At 47.2% G+C, this 18,194-nt stretch carries 15 protein-coding genes; 3 read left to right on the top strand and 12 right to left on the bottom strand.

Translation table 11 applies throughout. The annotated features are described in order from the left end of the window. From rlmN to EAI83_RS05410, 8 genes are all read right to left on the bottom strand, one after another. On the bottom strand, positions 1-1,041 hold the full coding sequence (gene rlmN / locus EAI83_RS05445; RefSeq protein ID WP_129974738.1) for a 23S rRNA (adenine(2503)-C(2))-methyltransferase RlmN: 1,041 nt from the start codon (positions 1,039-1,041) through the stop codon (positions 1-3). A 6-nt stretch (positions 1,042-1,047) separates the two neighbouring features. After that, positions 1,048-2,400: a 16S rRNA (cytosine(967)-C(5))-methyltransferase RsmB gene (rsmB, locus tag EAI83_RS05440; RefSeq protein ID WP_044961572.1), complete on the bottom strand. Its 1,353-nt coding sequence runs from the start codon at positions 2,398-2,400 to the stop codon at positions 1,048-1,050. Next, on the bottom strand, positions 2,396-3,103 hold the full coding sequence (locus tag EAI83_RS05435; RefSeq protein ID WP_015526118.1) for a zinc metallopeptidase: 708 nt from the start codon (positions 3,101-3,103) through the stop codon (positions 2,396-2,398). The genes rsmB and EAI83_RS05435 overlap by 5 nt, the downstream gene beginning before the upstream one ends. A 6-nt stretch (positions 3,104-3,109) precedes the next feature. After that, complete coding sequence (gene fmt / locus EAI83_RS05430; RefSeq protein WP_022426882.1) at positions 3,110-4,054, bottom strand: methionyl-tRNA formyltransferase; 945 nt, start codon at positions 4,052-4,054, stop codon at positions 3,110-3,112. 12 nt (positions 4,055-4,066) lie between these two features. Then, complete coding sequence (gene def, locus EAI83_RS05425; protein WP_022426881.1) at positions 4,067-4,540, bottom strand: peptide deformylase; 474 nt, start codon at positions 4,538-4,540, stop codon at positions 4,067-4,069. A gap of 12 nt (positions 4,541-4,552) precedes the next feature. Continuing rightward, positions 4,553-6,772, bottom strand: coding sequence for a replication restart helicase PriA (priA, locus tag EAI83_RS05420; protein WP_114002105.1), 2,220 nt, complete (start codon positions 6,770-6,772; stop codon positions 4,553-4,555). Between the two features lie 4 nt (positions 6,773-6,776). After that, the gene (locus EAI83_RS05415; RefSeq protein WP_022426879.1) at positions 6,777-8,243 is read right to left on the bottom strand and encodes a UDP-N-acetylmuramoyl-L-alanyl-D-glutamate--2,6-diaminopimelate ligase; all 1,467 of its coding nucleotides are present in this window, start codon (positions 8,241-8,243) and stop codon (positions 6,777-6,779) included. 187 nt (positions 8,244-8,430) lie between these two features. Beyond that, positions 8,431-10,368, bottom strand: coding sequence for a DUF11 domain-containing protein (locus tag EAI83_RS05410; RefSeq protein WP_129974737.1), 1,938 nt, complete (start codon positions 10,366-10,368; stop codon positions 8,431-8,433). A gap of 566 nt (positions 10,369-10,934) precedes the next feature. Between EAI83_RS05410 and arcC the strand changes: the two genes are divergently transcribed. Then, on the top strand, positions 10,935-11,867 hold the full coding sequence (gene arcC / locus EAI83_RS05405) for a carbamate kinase (protein ID WP_015526125.1): 933 nt from the start codon (positions 10,935-10,937) through the stop codon (positions 11,865-11,867). Positions 11,868-12,030: 163 nt separating this feature from the next. On the opposite strand, the gene nrdD is transcribed toward arcC, so the two are convergent. Together nrdD and EAI83_RS05395 are read right to left on the bottom strand one after the other, a co-directional pair. Further along, on the bottom strand, positions 12,031-14,166 hold the full coding sequence (gene nrdD / locus EAI83_RS05400; protein ID WP_129974736.1) for an anaerobic ribonucleoside-triphosphate reductase: 2,136 nt from the start codon (positions 14,164-14,166) through the stop codon (positions 12,031-12,033). A gap of 200 nt (positions 14,167-14,366) precedes the next feature. After that, complete coding sequence (locus tag EAI83_RS05395) at positions 14,367-14,900, bottom strand: hypothetical protein (RefSeq protein ID WP_129974735.1); 534 nt, start codon at positions 14,898-14,900, stop codon at positions 14,367-14,369. Between the two features lie 216 nt (positions 14,901-15,116). On the opposite strand from EAI83_RS05395, the gene asnA reads away from it, so the two are divergent. Beyond that, positions 15,117-16,127 (top strand): aspartate--ammonia ligase, encoded by a 1,011-nt coding sequence (gene asnA, locus EAI83_RS05390; RefSeq protein WP_129974734.1) that lies wholly within the window; start codon positions 15,117-15,119, stop codon positions 16,125-16,127. Positions 16,128-16,175: 48 nt separating this feature from the next. After that, entirely contained in the window at positions 16,176-16,610 is a 435-nt protein-coding gene (locus EAI83_RS05385) for a CBS domain-containing protein (protein WP_021651604.1), read from the top strand. A 123-nt stretch (positions 16,611-16,733) separates the two neighbouring features. Here the strand turns inward: EAI83_RS05385 and EAI83_RS05380 are convergent, their stop codons facing one another. Further along, the gene (locus EAI83_RS05380; RefSeq protein ID WP_021651603.1) at positions 16,734-17,477 is read right to left on the bottom strand and encodes an amino acid ABC transporter ATP-binding protein; all 744 of its coding nucleotides are present in this window, start codon (positions 17,475-17,477) and stop codon (positions 16,734-16,736) included. Then, the gene (locus EAI83_RS05375) at positions 17,464-18,156 is read right to left on the bottom strand and encodes an amino acid ABC transporter permease (RefSeq protein WP_059086976.1); all 693 of its coding nucleotides are present in this window, start codon (positions 18,154-18,156) and stop codon (positions 17,464-17,466) included. Before EAI83_RS05375 ends, EAI83_RS05380 begins: the two co-directional genes overlap by 14 nt. Between the last annotated feature and the right edge of the window lie 38 nt (positions 18,157-18,194).

The following is an 18,194-nucleotide window of genomic DNA, read 5'->3' as shown; positions in this document are numbered from 1 at the left end:
TCACTTCTCGCTTTCTGTTTTTTCCATGTAACTTTTTCTTAGCTGTCCACAGGCACCGTCGATATCGCTGCCCATTTCCCTTCTAATAGTAACATTAATTCCGTATTTTTCAAGTTTTATTTTGAAATTCTCCACAGCCTGTCGAGTAGACCTCACATAGGAGCGTTCCTTGATGGGATTGACCGGAATCAGATTTACATGGCAATTAATGCCTTTTATACGGCCTGCCAGCTGTCTCGCATCTTCTTCACTGTCGTTGACGCCGGCTACAAGACTGTACTCAAAGGTGATCCTTCGGCCTGTTTTGTCAAAATAATTTCTGCAGGCATCCAGAACCTCATCCATAGAATACTTATTCGCGATCGGCATCATTTCCTGTCGTTTTTCATCATTTGGAGCATGAAGGGAAAGTGCCAGAGTGATCTGAAGCTTTTCTTCAGCCAGATCATACATCTTCGGCACGATCCCACAGGTAGAAACCGTCACATTTCTCTGACTGATCCCAAGACCGTTTTCGTCGGTAAGGATCCGGACAAAACGGACAAGATTGTCATAATTATCCATCGGCTCACCGGTTCCCATCACAACTACATTGGCCACACGTTCACCGGTATCTGCCTGGATACGGTAAATCTGATCCAGCATCTCGGACGGTTTCAGGCATCTGGTCAGTCCTCCGATGGTAGATGCACAGAATCTGCATCCCATACGGCAACCCACCTGAGAAGAAATGCACACAGAATTTCCGTGGTGATACCGCATGAGAACACTCTCGATCACATTTCCATCTTCCAGCTGGAACAGATATTTTCTGGTTCCGTCAATTTTTGAGATCCTTACATCTGCCTGGGTCAGTGCTGTGATCGGATAAGCCGAAAGCTTTTCCCTGAGGCTTTTGGAAAGATTTGTCATTTCATCCCAGGAGGTAACCAGCTGCTGGTGAAGCCATGCATAGATCTGTTTCGCCCGGAAAGGCTTTTCACCGATCTTTGTCATGAATTCCTTCAATTCCTCCATGGTCATGGATTTTACATCTGTCATTTTCTGTTATTTCCTTCTGAATCTGGCAATAAAGAATCCATCTGTCTTATGTATTCCCGGCAGAAGCTGCAGATAGCCAAGCTTCGTGGACTTACAGTGCAGTTCCTCCGGAATATACGGATCCAGGCTTTCCAGCCGGTACGGATAATTCTTTAAAAACCATAATACATTTTCTTCGTTTTCTTCCCGGGCAATGGTACATGTGCTGAAGATCAGCGTTCCATCCGGTTTCACATACTTTGCAGCCTTATCCAGGATCATTCTCTGGAGCATTACGATCTCTTCCTGTTTCTGCGGAGTTGCTCGGTATTTGATTTCCGGTTTCTTGCCGATAACTCCATAACCGGAGCACGGTACATCCGCGATCACAATATCCGCAGCCTGTTCGGAATCCGGATCATATACCGTTGCATCCTGAACTCTGGCTTCCACATTAATCACTCCGGTCCTGTGGATGTTTTCTTTGATAAGATCTGCCTTATACTGACTTACATCTCTGGCATCCACATTTCCGTAATCCCCCATTTTGTCTGCCGCATGGATGCTTTTTCCACCTGGTGCAGCGCACATGTCGATGATATGGTCACCTTTTTTCGGACTTGCAGCTTCCGCTACAAGCATAGAGCTTACATCCTGCACCAGGATCTTTCCCTGAAGGAAGGTCTCAAGTGTCAAAATATGATTGTAATCGGAAATCTTCAGTGCATAGGGAAGATAAGGAGCCTGTTCTACTGTCACTCCCTGAGACTTCAAACTGGTGACGATCTCTCTCAGAGACGCCTTATGAGTACGGCACCGTACTGTGATCGGTCTTTCTGTCAGAAAATCCTCCAGGATCTTCTCCGTAGTCTTCACTCCGTAGGCTGCTTTCCATTTTTCTACCAGATATTCCGGCATGGAATATTTCACAGAAAGATAACGGACTTCGTTTTCTTCCCTGGAAGGAAGCTCCAGATCACCGATCTCTCTTGCGATCGTACGGAGCACCCCGTTGACAAATGGCTTTAGATTATAAAAGCCTTTTCGCTGTGCCAGCTTTACCGCTTCATTGCATACTGCACTGTCCGGAACACTGTCCATAAATTTCAGCTGATATACCGCACTTCTCAGGATCTCACGGATCTGCGGTTTCATCTTGTTTACAGAAACCTTGGAAAAAGAATCGATGACATAATCAATATAGATCCTGTATTCCAGGGTTCCCTCACATACTCTTGTAATAAAGCTACGTTCCTGTTTCGGAAGAAACTGATATTTGGAAAGCGCATTCCGGATCGCAATATGGCTGTGCTCACCCTCCTCCTCGATCTGTAACAGGATCTCAAGGATCAGTTCTCTGGTATTTACTCCGCTGCTAATCACGATCTCTACCTCCTGCAAGGATAATCAGTCTCAGAAGCTGCAGAATAGATGCCGCCAGAGCTGCTACATAGGTAAGCGCTGCCGCTGTAAGTACTTTTCTTGCACCCTTTTTTTCATCTGCACCTAAGATACCTGTACTTTCCAGCATTTTAAGCGCTCTGGAAGACGCATTGATCTCAACCGGAAGTGTCACCAGCTGAAACAGTACTGCCAGTGAAAACAAAACAATTCCCAGAGTTACCAGCGGATCAATGGAAAAGATCAGTCCTGCAATAAACAGCGGCCATGAAAGCTGGGAACCAATATTTGCGGCAGGTACAATGGCTGAACGGATATTCAGTGGTGCATAATTGATCGCATCCTGGATCGCATGGCCACATTCATGTGCTGCCACCCCCACAGCCGCCAGAGAATTTCTTCCATAAATATCTTCTGAAAGGGAAACCGTTTTCGTTCTCGGATCATAGTGATCCGTAAGACTTCCGCGGATCGGAACCACCTGTACGTCTGTGATCCCAGCCGCTCTCAGGATCCTCTGTGCAGCTTCCGCACCGGTGATACCTGAATGACTCCGGACCTTTTTATAGACTGCAAAGGTACTGCGCAGCTTCGCGGATGCCGCAAGAGAAAGAAGCATTCCGATCACGAGCAAAAGAATCGTGGGGTCCATTCCCCATCCGTAATAACCATATCCGTACATAACTCATCACTCCCTGGAATCTCTGAACATGTCTCCTGGTTTCAACTGATATCCTCGAAGGAACGCATCCGCTTCCATGCGTTTTTTGCCTTCCAGCTGCACTTCATGGAGCACGAGTACCTTCTGGCCGCATGCTACCTGGATTCCTCCTTTGTCAGCGGCTATCACAGTTCCCGGTGCTTCCTGTGCCTGTTTTTCCAGAACAGAGCTCTTCCAGACCTTCAATGTTTTTCCATTGATAAAGGTAAAAGCGCTTGGCCATGGATCAAGGCCTCTTACCAGACGCTCCAGTTCTTCCGCATTTTTGCTGAAATCCAGAAGTCCCATTTTTTTGGAGATCATGGCAGCATATGGTGTTGGACTCTCCTCCGGCTGTTTCTCGCGGGTTGCAGTTCCGTCAAAAATGGACGGTAAAGTCTGTACCAGAAGCTCTGCACCTGCCTGTGCGAGCTTATCAAACAAGCTTCCACCTGTCTCATCTTTGGCAAGCGGAACCACGATCCTGGAAATCATATCACCGGTATCCAGACCGGTTCCCATCTGCATAATGGTAACGCCGGATTCTTTTTCACCGTCGATCACCGCCTGCTGGATCGGTGCAGCTCCACGATATTTAGGAAGCAGAGACGCATGGATATTGATACATCCGAATCTCGGCATATCCAGGATGCTCTTTGGAATGATCTGCCCGAATGCCGCAACAATGATGATGTCCGGTGCAAGATTTTTCAGTTCTTCCACAAATTCAGGATCTCTTACCTTCACCGGCTGCAGTACCGGGATCCCGTGTTTCAGTGCTTCTTCTTTTACAGGAGTAGGCATCATAGTTTTGCCTCTGCCCTTCGGTTTGTCCGGCTGTGTGATCACAGCCTCCACTTCATATCCGTTCTCTACCAGTGCTGCAAGAGGCGCCACCGCAAAGTCCGGAGTTCCCATATAAATAATCTTCATAGTATCCCGCCTTTAGTCTTCTTCATCATAAGTTACCTTGTGAAGTTCTCCCTCCACAAGTTCTGTATACATTTTTCCATCCAGATGGTCAATCTCATGACAGAACGCTCTTGCCAGAAGGCCCTCTCCCTCGTAGATCTGTTCGTCCATATTTACATCAAGTGCTTTTACCTTCACATAGTTCGGACGTGTTACCTGTCCTGCCATTCCCGGAACGCTCAGACATCCCTCGTCACCGGTCTGCTCGCCGCTTGTCTCAAGGATCTCCGGATTGATCAGCACGATCGGGCCCTCACCTACGTCGATGACAACGATACGTTTCAGGATTCCTACCTGTGGTGCAGCGAGGCCAACACCCATTGCATCATACATGGTATCCAGCATATCTGTGATCAGTTCCCCGATCCTCGGTGTCATTTTGTCTACTGTCCGGGATTTTTTTGTCAGTACAGAATCCCCCTGTACACGGATTGTTCTAAGTGCCATTTTTCTTCTCCTTTAATTCATATCAAATTGAATGTATATTTTCCGGAATCCGGAATTTATCTCTATATATTTCTCCAGCTTCTCTCTGACTGCTGTGAGAAAGCAGATATCCCTGTGCTTCAGATGGATCACCTGACGATAAACATCCTTTACCTTACCTACCGATGCAGCTGCAGGTCCGATCATGTGAAGCTCTTCCTTCGGACTTACCCTGCGGATAAAAACTTCTATATAATACATGGCATTTTTCAGAAGTTCTTCATCCTGGCAGGCACCAAAAACAGTCATCATATGGGCTGCCGGCGGATAGTCCAAAAGCATCCGATACCCCATTTCTTCTTTATAAAATTTCTTATAATCCTGAATAGCCGCAGCCTGGATACTGTAATGCTCCGGCTGATATGTCTGGATCACCGCCTGCCCCGGCCGATTCCCTCTGCCGGAACGTCCAACTGCCTGAGTCAGAAGCTGGAATGTACGCTCCCCACAGTGATAGTCATCCATATTCAGCGAAAGATCTGCTGCAATCACTCCTACCAGAGTCACATTCGGAAAATCATGTCCCTTGACGATCATCTGGGTCCCCACCAGAATATCTGCCTCATGCTTTGCAAAAGAAGCCAGGATCTTCTCATAGCTGTCCTTGGTCCTTGTGGTATCAAAATCCATTCGAAGTACCCTGGCTTTCGGGAATTCTTTTTCAATGACCTTCTCGATCTGCTGGGTTCCTGCCTTAAATCCACCAATGTGCGGTGAACCACAGGACGGACAGATTTCCGGTTTCACAGTCTCATAGCCGCAATAATGACAGATCAGACGATTGCCATTGTGTTCACTTAGAGATACATCACAGTGGGGACATTTCATAACGTGACCGCAGGCTCTGCAGGAAACAAAGCCCGCATATCCTCTCCGGTTCAGAAACAGCATGGCCTGTTCTCTTCTTTCAAGGACCTGCTCCAGATCCCTCTTCAGCTCCAGACTCAGTACCGAGCGGTTTCCTTTCTTTAATTCTTCCCGAAGATCCACGATTGATACCTGTGGAAGAGGCCTTTCCTCATAACGTGCGTTTAACTTTACCAGAAGATATTCTCCGTCACAGGCATGACTGTAGGCTTCCAATGACGGAGTGGCTGATCCCATGACCACACGGGCATGTTCCATTCGTGCCCTCTCAATGGCAGTCTCACGTGCATGGTACCTTGGCGTATTCTCACTTTTGTAGGTGGGTTCATGCTCTTCGTCGATAACGATCAGTCCCAGATCTGAAAACGGTGTGAACAGTGCGGATCTGGGTCCTACCATCACCTGGATCTCACCACGTTTTGCTCTTTTGAACTGATCATAACGTTCTCCCTGGGAAAGTCTGGAGTTCAGAACCGAAACCTTATCTCCGAACATGGCATAAAAGCGCCTAACTGTCTGATAAGTAAGCGCGATCTCAGGGATCAGCACGATCGCCTGTTTTCCCTCCTCCAGTACCTTCTGGATCAGGCGCATATAAACCTGGGTCTTTCCACTTCCGGTCACTCCGAAAAGAAGTGCAGGCCTTGGGTCCGGCTCCTGCCATTCCCGAAAGATCTGCTCTGCCGCCAAAAGCTGTTCCTGGTTCAGACTCAGCTCCATGTTCTCCTTCACCAGGCCGAGCCCCTCGGGAATGCGATACATTTCCTGACTTTCAATAGTTATCAGACCTTTTTTTTCAAAAAAATCAAGAACGGAAATGCCTGCCCCAAGCTCTTTGGAGGCATAGGTATAATCCAGGCTCCCGGCCTCCAGGATTGCCCGAAGGAACCGCTCACGTGCTTTAAAGCGGCTGCCTTCCAGCTTGCCAAGAAGTGCCTGCCCCTCTTCCTTTTTCCCTGTAAAAAGGATCAGTCTTTTCTCTTTTGCACGGACCTTGTCTTTTACAGGCAGAACTGTTTTCAGTGCCTGGATCATGGTGGAGCCATAGGTCTCCTTCATCCAGGCCGCAAGTGCGATCAGCCGGGATTCTGTTGTCTCACTGTCTGTGGACACTCCCCGGATCTCCTTGAGCTTTGACGCATCATATTTTGCCGTTCCGGAGATCCCGGTCACATAGCCTTTCCGAAGGGTATTTCCCTTTCCGAAGGGCACTGTGACCACAACTCCGGGTTTTATTGCCTGCACCAGCTCCTCAGGTACACGATACTGAAAATCCCGGTCCAGCTTTTCATGAGAAATGTCAATGATCACATCTGCATAGATCATCCATTTACGCTTTCTGATCTTCTTCCAGGATCTCCCGGATCAGTACACGCTCATCCATGGGATATTTCTTACCCTTGATCTCCTGATAATCCTCATGGCCCTTTCCGGCAAGGACGATGATATCTCCCGGCTCACCATGATGGATCGCGTAGGCGATCGCCTCTTTACGATCCGGGATCTCTACATATTTTCCATCTGTTTTTGCCATTCCGATCTTAATATCATCGATGATGGCCTGTGGATCCTCATCTCGCGGATTATCTGAAGTAATGATGGTCAGATCTGCCATCTTTCCTGAAACCTCACCCATCTCATAACGGCGCAGCTTGGAACGGTTTCCGCCACAGCCAAACAGGCATACCAGTCTGTGCGGATCATATTCCTTCAGTGTTCCGAGAAGGCTCTCCAGCGCCATGGCATTATGTGCGTAATCGATCATCAGTGTGAATTCGTCAGATACCTTGATCATCTCAATACGGCCTTTAACCCTGGCCACCTTCAGAGCTTTGATGATATTCTCCTCGGATACCTTAAAATGGCGGCAAATGGCAATGGCAGTCAGAGAATTGTAAATGCTGAACTTACCTGGAATATCGATCTCCACAGGAAAATCCATAAGTCCCTTAACATGATAGGAAATTCCCAGATAGCCCTTTCTTCCAACGAGTCTGGCGCCCTCTGCACGGAGATCTGCTTTTTCGGAAAATCCATAGGTTTCAAGTTTACAGGTGTGGCCTTCGATAATGCGGTCAAAGTGTTCATCGTCACGATTTACGATACCAACCTTACACTGTCTGAGAAGCATGGATTTGCAGTGCAGATAATCATCAAAGTCCTTGTGCTCATTCGGTCCGATATGATCTGGTTCAATATTTGTGAAAATTCCAAAATCAAACACAAATCCCTGGGTTCTGTGAAGCATCAGTCCCTGTGAGGAAACCTCCATAACGACCGCATCGCAGCCTGCTTCTACCATATCATGAAAATATTTCTGTACCATATAGGATTCCGGTGTCGTGTTGGCTGCCGGGATATGCTTCTCCCCGATAACAGCCTCGATGGTTCCGATCAGACCAACCTTATATCCGGCATTCTCAAGGATCGATTTCACCATATAGGTTGTAGTTGTTTTTCCTTTGGTTCCGGTGATACCGATGGTTTTGAGCTTTTCTGCCGGATGTCCGAACCATGCTGCTGAAATAAAGGCCATGGCGTAACGGGTATCCTCTACCTGGATCACTGTCACATCCTCCGGTGCCTCCACCGCTTCTTCCACGATGAGTGTCTTCGCACCCTTTGCCACAACATCAGGTATAAATTTATGTCCATCCACGACCGCACCTCTGATGCAGATAAAAAGGCTCCCTTCTTCTACTTTGCGGGAATCATATACAACAGAAGAAACCTCCTGCTCTGTACTTCCCTGAAGGCATTTGTATTCAAGATGTTCCAATAAGGATAAAAGATTCATTTTTCTCCTCCATCTTCCCTTTTTCCGGTCTGACGGGCAGCACACCGGAGGCGGGAAATATACTGTTCTTATTTTCTGTACATACCATATAGAATAGCACACCTCCCCCCTGTTTTCAACGTTTCTTTGAGGTACGGCCGCCTTGTAAAATATCAGCTTGTTACTGTTCACTCCGTTCTCAGTAACATCAGCTTTTTCCATAAATATCCGCATATTTTTTCCGGAGCCAGATGCCGCCCAGCACAGTCACCAAAGCTGTCACTGCCAGAAGCGTCCACAAATCCCTCCTGGTATCATCTCCGGTCTTCGGATGTGTGGACGCAGTTCTTGCCATCTGTATCTGACCGGAAGCCGGACCCTGGTCATCTCCCTGCAAAGGCAGCCCTTCTTCCGGCGTAATAGCCACCTCTCCTTTTACCATGACAGAAGCGGAGGCCTCCATCAATCGCTCTCCGGTTTCCTGGCTTGTGACCGTCACCTGGTTAAAAAGCTTCTGATCCGCTGTTTTTCCCGGAATCTTCACCACAGCCTGAAGAGAAACTGCCTCTCCCGGCGGGATCTGTTGGATCATTGCCTTTGTACGGCTGCTGTTGAGCGTTACACCTTCCTGCTCCAGAAACTGTGCATGGATCCCTGCTGCCTGAAAGCGCTCCGTTCCCACAACCGAATGAAGCGTTTTTTCACCGGTATTCACGATACAGATCTGATAGGTCACAGTCTCACCCGGTGCAGCGGTTTCTTTGTCTGCAGTTTTCTTTACAGAAAGATCCGCCTTCAGTGCCTCCAGACCATTTATAGTGGAGGCGTTCTTCCGGATCACTTCATCCGCTCTGTCCTTCACCCTGGCCTCTGCTTCCACCTGGTGCTCCAGATCTTTTTCCTGTTCATCCAGAAGCGGCGCCTGTACATAAAAGCTCCTGCTCTCTCCGGCTTTTAATTCTGCAAATTCCGCCACAGCCCCTTCTGTTAGAAGGCCTTCTGCATCTTCCCACAGCTGCCGGATCTTAGGGCAGGAAAGGCTGCTGGTCAGACGGATATCTGCAAGATCCAGCTTTCCGGTATTGGCTATCTCTACCTGATAACGGATGGTCTGCCCTGCTTTCATTTTTTCATTCTGTGCAATTACCGACAATTCCATATCAGCCTCAGCAGCCTCCACGTCCAGCATAGGCGAGATTCCCTCTGCGATCACCAGCTCTTCCCCGTTTTCTTCTGTCATGAGAAAGGTTCCCGCACCGGTACAGTCCTTCTGAAGCGGTTCCTCCTGAGTCACAGGATAACTGCTTTTCTCTGCCGGAAAACGGTATTCCTGCCGCAGAATCAGCGGGATACGGAAAAAGATCTCATCCTGCCCGTTCTGCTCCACGTTCAGCACGCTTTCCAGCTTTGTGATCTCTGTAGCTTCACCGCTCTGGCTCCTTACAGAAATCTGCTGTGCAGCCATATTTTTCGGGACAGAATCCGTTTCCGGAACAAAATACTCCGAAATATACGTGACCAGCGTCAGTTTTTGAATCTCCTCAGACTCATATTCCTCTTCGTCACCTAAATTTTCTTCTCCGGACGCCGTTCCTTCCGGTGTGAGCGGACCCGTTTTCTCCTGCTCTTCATCCTCCGGCTGTACTGTTTCCCCGGATGCCAGCTGCTCCACGTGCTCATATCCTTCCTCCATTTCTATTCCGATTCCTTCCACAACCTTATCCACCGGCAATTCCTGTTCTGCCTTCTCTTCCTGCTGCAAGTCATCCTCCGGCAGCTCCTGCTCTGGCTCTTCTTCCTGCTGCAAGTCATCCTCTGGCAGCTCCTGTTCTGGCTCCTTTTCCTGTTCCACCGATGGATCTTCAATCTTCTGAAGTTCATCGTCCCACTTCTCATTTTTCTCCTTATCCTCCGAAAACCTTCTCCCGGACAGCCATTCATTCAGGCCGCGAATCCGGATCCCAAGCTCCGCCTGTCCGGATTCTATGTCTTTCCAGAACACACTCTGATCGATAAACGGTGCCTGTCCCGGCAAAAAATCTGCTCCCAGAGTCAGCTCCGGTTCTATTGTTCCTCCCAGCATGGCTCCTGCCAGCACTGTCACAATTCCGGCTTTCTTCATCTGTTTCCATATTCTGTTTTTCATGGCTCTTCCTCATTTCTGCCTGATCTGGCATTTCTTATACACATGTTTTTTTTTACAGAAGCTTACTTTTCCACAGACAAAGGCATCCCTCCCCGACAAATGGTGCATGATCAATATTTTTTTCGATAAAATAAAATGGATTTCTGCATCGAAACGATGCGTGAACAGATCCCGCAGAATGCAGGATCAAGACTTTTTCAATGTATCACATTTTCAGACCATGCGCAACCGGATATAAAAATTATAAAGTTTGTTTAAACTTTCTTTATAAATTTTCCATTTCTTTTAGATTAACGACATATTTTAAACATATTTTCTCTATATAATAGGTGTTGGATAGATGAAAAACCACTCTCTATCTCCCCCCTCAAAAAATAGTAGGAATCAAACCGTCTGACTGGATCAGGCGGTTTTTCCTGTCTCGGAAAACACTCGATTTTCTATTGCATTTCCCACATAGGTCTTTTATAATAAAATATAATACTCGTGCATCGTTTTCGATGTACTCGTTACTGAATACAGTAACTGATTTCATTCCAATTTTTAAGAGAAACGAGGTATTTCCTATGAGCGAAAAAACCGTAGTAGTTGCATTAGGCCACCGGGCACTTGGCACCACACTTCCAGAGCAAAAAACAGCTACAAAACTCGCAGCGAAGGTAATCGCAGATCTGGTAGAGGAGGGAACCCGCGTAGTGATCTCCCACAGCAACGGTCCGCAGGTAGGGATGATCCACACCGCAATGAATGAATTCGGTAAGGCACATCCTGATTATACATTTGCACCAATGTCCGTATGTTCCGCCATGAGCCAGGGTTATATCGGCTATGACCTTCAGAACGCCATCCGTGCTGAGCTTATCTCCAGAGGGATCTACAAACCGGTCAGCACAGTTCTGACACAGGTTGTCATCGATCCATACGATGAAGCATTTGCAGAGCCGGAGAAGATCATTGGACGTGTTCTTAACGCAGAAGAGGCCGAGGCTGAAGAAGAAAAAGGAAACTTTGTCACAAAGGTGGGCGAGGGCCAGTACAGACGTATCCTTGCAGCACCGAAGCCACAGAAGATCGTAGAGATTGAAACCGTAAAGGTCCTCTCTGCAGCAGAGCAGATCGTCATTGCCGCAGGCGGCGGCGGAATCCCGGTTCTTGAGCAGGGAACTCAGCTGAATGGTGCCAGCGCCATCATCGAGAAAGACCTGGCAGCAGGACTTCTTGCAGAAGAACTGAACGCTGATACTCTGATGATCCTTACAAGCGTCGAGAAAGTAAGCCTTGACCATAATACGGATCACGAATCTTATCTGGATACTATTTCCACAGAAGATGCCAAGAAATATATTGCCGGCAAACAGTTTGCGGCAGGCTCCATGCTTCCTAAGATCGAAGCAGGTGTTTCCTTCGTGGAGAAGGGAACCGGACGCCGTACCATCATCACAGACATGGCCCATGCAAAAGACGGCTACCGTGAGAAGACCGGAACTATCATTAAATGATCATTTTACGGACTCAGAATACAAAGTGAACTATAAAACTTCACTTTACATAAAAATATCCCGCAGACGGCTGCTGGTCTTACCGGCAGCTCTGCGGGATATTTTTTTTACTGTCTGGCTCCACATCCGATCACTGTTCCACAGTTGATCGGGCAGCCAGTATTTACATAGATTTTCGCTCAGCGATCTCAGCCATCTTCGCCGCATTCAGGCGGGTATCTCCATGGACACGGCTGTAGGAAAGATATCCGTTCATACGGTCGATCTTGGTCAGGTTTCTGGAACCGCAGACAGGGCATACATCCATCTCCAGTTCCTCATGACCACAATCGTCACAGTATGCAAGAGAAAGGTTCACTCCCTCATAATATCCCAGATCCATGGCTCTGCGGATCAGTGTACGGATAGCTTCCTTATTGTAGCCGATCGGATAACGTACATACTGAATCTTACCTCCATTGCAGAGTTCCCAGAAACGTCCCTCCAGATCCTGTTTCTCGATCGGAGTTACATCCTCTGTTACATGGCAGTGGAAGCTGTTGCTCACATATGGTCTGTCAGAAACGCCCTCAATGATTCCATACATCTTACGGAACTGCTCTACCTGCAGTCCACAAAGACTCTCTGCCGGTGTTCCGTAGATCGCATAAAGATAACCATCTTCCTTCTTGTACTGATTTACCTTGTCATTGATATATTTCAGAACCTCCAGAGCAAACGCCCCATCCTCGGCAATGGATTTGCCATTGTAAAGCTCCTGAAGCTCATTTAACGCTGTGATACCGAAGGAAGCTGTCATAGGCTTCAGGATCTTGCCAATCTTTTCATTCGGTTTCAGATGTCCGCCGTAGAAACCGCCTTCACAGTATGCAAGCGGGTTGGTGGATGCACGCATCTGTCCCAGATATTCGTAAGTGCGGATATGCAGGTTACGGATCATTTCCAGATAGAAATCCAGAACCTCATAGAAATCTCTGCTCTCCGCTCTAGCCTTTGCAAGGATCATCGGAAGATGAAGGCTTACCGCACCAATGTTAAAACGTCCCACAAAAACAGGCGTATCATTCTCATCCGCCGGCTCCATACCGCCACGCTCATACCACGGACTTAAGAAAGCACGGCATCCCATCGGGCTGATGACCTTCTTGTATTTCCTGTACATACTGGAAATATAGCCTGCGCCGGACATAGACAGCCAGTCCGGATACATGGTTTTGGAGGAACACTCCACACCAGCCTCAAAAATATCCTCACAGCACTTTCCGGGACCATGGATCTCTTTGTCATAAAGGAATACGATTTTCGGGAAAAGTACCGGTTTCTTGTGTCCGGCCTTACCCTGTCCTCCCTGATGGACCTCAAGAAGGGAAATCGTACACATCTTCTCAAACTGCTCGGTTCCGAGACCAAGTGTCACCGTAACAAACGGATAATCACCTCTGGAAGAACCGACGGTATTCAGCTTGTACTCAATTCCCTGCCAGCCCTGGTCATAATCCCTGCGGACCTTATCAAGAGCATACTCAATAGCTCTCTCCTCACGGCCACTCCAGCTCTCATCCGAGTATTTCATAAATTCGGAAATATATTTATCATAGCTCTTCTTTGCATACGGTGCCAGGATCTTATCAACCTCCGGCACTGTAAAGCCACCATACTGCTGTGCTGCTGTACTGAGAATGATATCCCCCATAACATCAAAGGCTGTATCCAGAGTCTTCGGCTCGTTATACCAGACATTGCCCATCTCAAAACCGCCACTTAAAACAGCTGCCACATCGAACAGACAGCAATTCATGGTATCCAGACGTGCAGACTGGTCATGAATATAAATGTAGCCGTCCTTACATGCCTGAAGCTCATTACGGTTCATAAAAAACTTCCGATAGAGTTCCTTGTTCAGCTCATTAAAGATCAGGCTTCGTTTCGTGGCAACAAGGGCGCTGTCTGTATTGGCATTACTTTTATCACCGATATAACGGATCGCCTGACTCTTGGTATAGACATCATCCATCATATGGATAAAATCCAGCTTGTAATTCCGATAATCACGGTAGCTCTTGGCAACTGCCGGATTCACACGCTCCAGAGCCCCCTCCACGATGTTGTGCATCTCCTGGATCTCGATCTCATTCTTTCCAAGGGAATCCGCATGCTCCTGGGCAAAACGGCAGATAAAATCCTTCTCCTCGTCTGAAAAAGTATAAAGAATACGCTCTGCGGATTTGTTCACGGCAGCCACGATCTTCTGCGGATTAAACTCCTCTCTTGTCCCGTCTTTCTTGATCACATATAACATTGCTCATCCCTCCCTGTGCTATATATAAGTCGCTATGCAAAATACTATATATAGTACCTATATCTTCTATATATTGTTTTTCATCTATATGTTGTGCTAGGCATGAGTATAACACAGCTGAGGAGAAAAGAAAAGGGATATTTCTGTATACACGAAAATACAGACACTTAGCACTGCCTGATCTCACTGCAGAAATATTCTCACAAATTTGTTCCGATCCAGTCTGCAAGAAAATCCCATAATTTCGGAAGCAGAATGGCCAGTGTCACTATAAACCATATGATCCAGCCTGCCCCGCTGCTTTTCTGATCTTTTTTTTGCTGTTTTTTTCCCTGATCTAAAACTTCTGCACGATTTCTGCCCACCGTTGTTTTATTCCTGGTATTAACTGCCGCTGCAGTCTTACGTCCGGCTGCTGCACCTGTATTCCGGCTTCTGGTTAGATTCCGATTCAAATCGGTATTGCGGCTTGCATTCGTATTCCGATTTATATTTGTATTCCGGTTTGCGTTCGTATTCCGGTTTACGTTTCCGTTATGTTGTGTTGTTTGATCAGCATCCTGTCCATACTGCCGCATCATATCCCGCACTTTGGCGGAAGCATGTTTATAATGTATCTCCCGGGGCTCATTCAAATGATATAACACCTCATCATTTCTGTAAGGCATCCCACATAATGAACACCTGCCATTTACAACCTTACCCCCACAAACCTGACACCTTTGACCTGCCATAAGCTCCCTCCATTCTATCCGTCAAAACGGATATTTATATTTCCGTCGTAAACATAAGCATTCTTTTTTCAGTATATCACACCAGGCATTTAATACCCAGCATTTTTCTACGATACCCCAAAAGACTTCCCCTCTCATTATATTGCCACTCCACCCATTTTCTGCTATAATACCCCACAGAGCAATAAGCCTAAAAATCATCAGGAGGAGCCGATAATGAATACAATCACAATCCCCGCAACCTATCATGCAGACCTGAACCTCCATGACACACAGATTGCGATCAAAACAGTAAAAGATTTCTTCCAGCAGACACTCTCACAGAAGCTGAACCTTCTTCGAGTATCCGCTCCAACATTTGTAGCACCGGAATCCGGCCTTAACGACAACCTTAATGGTGTAGAGCGCCCGGTAAGCTTTGATATCAAGGCTATCGAAGGAAGCAACGCCGAGATCGTACACTCCCTTGCCAAATGGAAACGCTACGCACTGAAAAAATACGGATTTTCTCACGGAGAGGGTCTTTACACAGATATGGTAGCCATCCGCCGGGATGAAGATCTGGACAATATCCACTCTGTTTACGTAGACCAGTGGGACTGGGAAAAGATCATCTCCAAAGAAGAGCGTTCCATAGAGACTCTCGAGGAAACCGTACGCACCATTTACAGTGTCCTTCGTAAAACTGAGAAATACATGGCTGTACAGTATGACTACATCGAGGAGATCCTTCCGAAGGATATCTTCTTTATCACAACTCAGGAACTTCTTGACATGTATCCGGACTGCACACCGAAGGAACGTGAATATCGGATCACCCGTGAAAAGGGCGCTGTCTTCCTTATGAAAGTCGGCAAAACCCTCACCAACGGCGAGCGCCACGACGGACGTGCCCCGGACTATGATGACTGGGAACTGAACGGTGATATCCTCGTATACTATCCGGTACTTGACATTGCCCTTGAGCTTTCCTCAATGGGAATCCGTGTTGATGAGGACGCACTTGACCGCCAGCTTACCGAAGCAGGCTGTGATGACCGAAGAGAGCTTCCATTCCAGAAAGCAATCCTGAACAAAGAGCTTCCGTACACCATCGGTGGTGGTATCGGACAGTCCAGGATCTGTATGTTCTTCCTTCGTAAAGCACACATCGGAGAAGTACATGTCTCTCTCTGGCCGAAGGAGATCACAGATGCTGCAGAGACACACGGACTTCAGCTTCTCTAAAACAGCCTACAGATTTATTTATAATTTTCGCGGAAATGAGGTAATAACGTGAACATTCTGTTTTTTCTGATTCCCAAAAGCGAAGTAGCCTACATCTTTGAGGATGAAACGCTTCGCCAGACCCTCGAAAAAATGGAGCACCGCAAGTACTCCTGCATTCCTATCCTCACCATGGACGGCAAATATCTCGGCACCATCTCAGAGGGAGATCTCCTCTGGGGCATGCGCCGTGCAGATATCCACGACATCAAGGAAACAGAGGGAATCCCGATCATGGCGATCCCACGCCGTGCCACCTACAAACCGGTCCATGCAGATTCCAATATGGAAGATCTCCTGGATCGCGCCATTAATCAGAACTTCGTACCGGTGGTAGATGACCAGGGCTCCTTCATCGGGATCATAACCAGAAAATCTATCATCAAATACTGTTACAACGAAATAAAAGCCGCACAGAAAACTGCCGGTGAAGAAATCCACTGAGCAGCGGAAAGAAAAAGGATTTTTTTGCAACTAGCACTACAAAAAACGGATGCTTTATCTCCTGCAGCATTTCCACAGGAGGATGAAGCATCCGTTTTTAATATTCTTATATTTATAATGTCATTATAATGTCTTTGAAAGAAACTCTCGAAGTCTCTTATTCTTTGGATTTGCAAAGAATTCCTTAGGAGAATTTTCTTCCTGGATCTTTCCTTCATCAATGAAGAGGACTCTGGTTGCCACCTCGCGGGCAAAGCCCATCTCATGAGTTACCACAACCATGGTCATGCCGGATCTTGCAAGCTCCTGCATCAGTTCCAGGACCTCTCCTACCATCTCCGGATCAAGAGCAGATGTAGGCTCATCAAACAGCATCACGTCCGGGTTCATGGCAAGAGATCTTGCAATGGCGATACGCTGCTTCTGACCGCCGGAAAGCATGTCCGGATAGGAATCTGCCTTATCCGGAAGACCTACTCGCTCCAGAAGCTCCAGTGCCGTTTTTTCAGCCTCTTCCTTACTCATAAGATTCAGAGTCACAGGTGCGAGCATAATGTTCTCTTTTACTGTCTTATGTGGAAAAAGATTAAACTGCTGGAATACCATTCCGATCTTCTGACGATGACGGTTGATATCCACCTTGGAATCTGTGATGTCGGTTCCCTCAAAGAGGATTTTTCCCCCGGTCGGCTCCTCAAGGAGATTCAGGGAACGGAGGAATGTAGATTTACCACAGCCGGATGGTCCGATAATGGCTACTACTTCACCTCTGCGGATCTGTGTGGTGATCCCGTTGAGAACCTGATTGCCGCCATAGGCCTTTTCAAGTCCCTGTACATCCAGAAGCACTTCATTACTTACGCTCATTGGTTCTCAGCCTCCTTTCAAGTCTTCCTACCAGATAGGTAAGAAAACAAACGATCACAAGATAGATCGCAGCTACTACCAGCAGCGGGAACAGTGCACTGTAGGTCTGGCTTCGGATAATGTCTCCGCCACGGGTCAGATCCATAAGTCCGATATAACCACTGATGGATGTCTCCTTCAAAAGTACGATCAGCTCGTTTCCAAGGGCCGGCAGGATGTTCTTGACCGCCTGCGGAAGAATGATCTTGATCATAGTCTGTGTATAGTTAAGACCCAAGCTCCGTCCTGCCTCAAACTGTCCCTGATCAATAGACATGATACCGGAACGGACGATCTCAGCCACGTATGCAGCAGAGTTCATACCAAAGGCGATAATGGCAACAACTATCTTACCCGGATCTATGGTTGCAAAAATAACATAAAATACGATCAGCAGCTGTACCATCGTTGGTGTACCGCGGATCACAGTCAGATAAACACGACAGATCACATTAAGGATCTTAAGCTTACCTGTCTTATCATGTGTAGAACGGACAATAGCAATGACAAATCCCAGAAAAATACCAAGAAGTACAGCAAAAAAAGTAATGATGATGGTATTTTTCAGACCGGACAAAATGAACTGCCAGCGATTGTCGTCCAGAAAGTTAAACTGAAACTGTTCAATAAGACTCAAAATTTCCACCCTTTCCAAAACTACAGGTTCCGAAATCCGGA

Origin of the sequence: Blautia sp. aa_0143, from assembly GCF_004167315.1 — a bacterium.
Taxonomy (GTDB): domain Bacteria; phylum Bacillota; class Clostridia; order Lachnospirales; family Lachnospiraceae; genus Blautia_A; species Blautia_A fusiformis.
The sequence above is the reverse complement of the archived record's forward strand: the minus strand, read 5'-3'. Positions and strand labels throughout refer to the sequence as shown.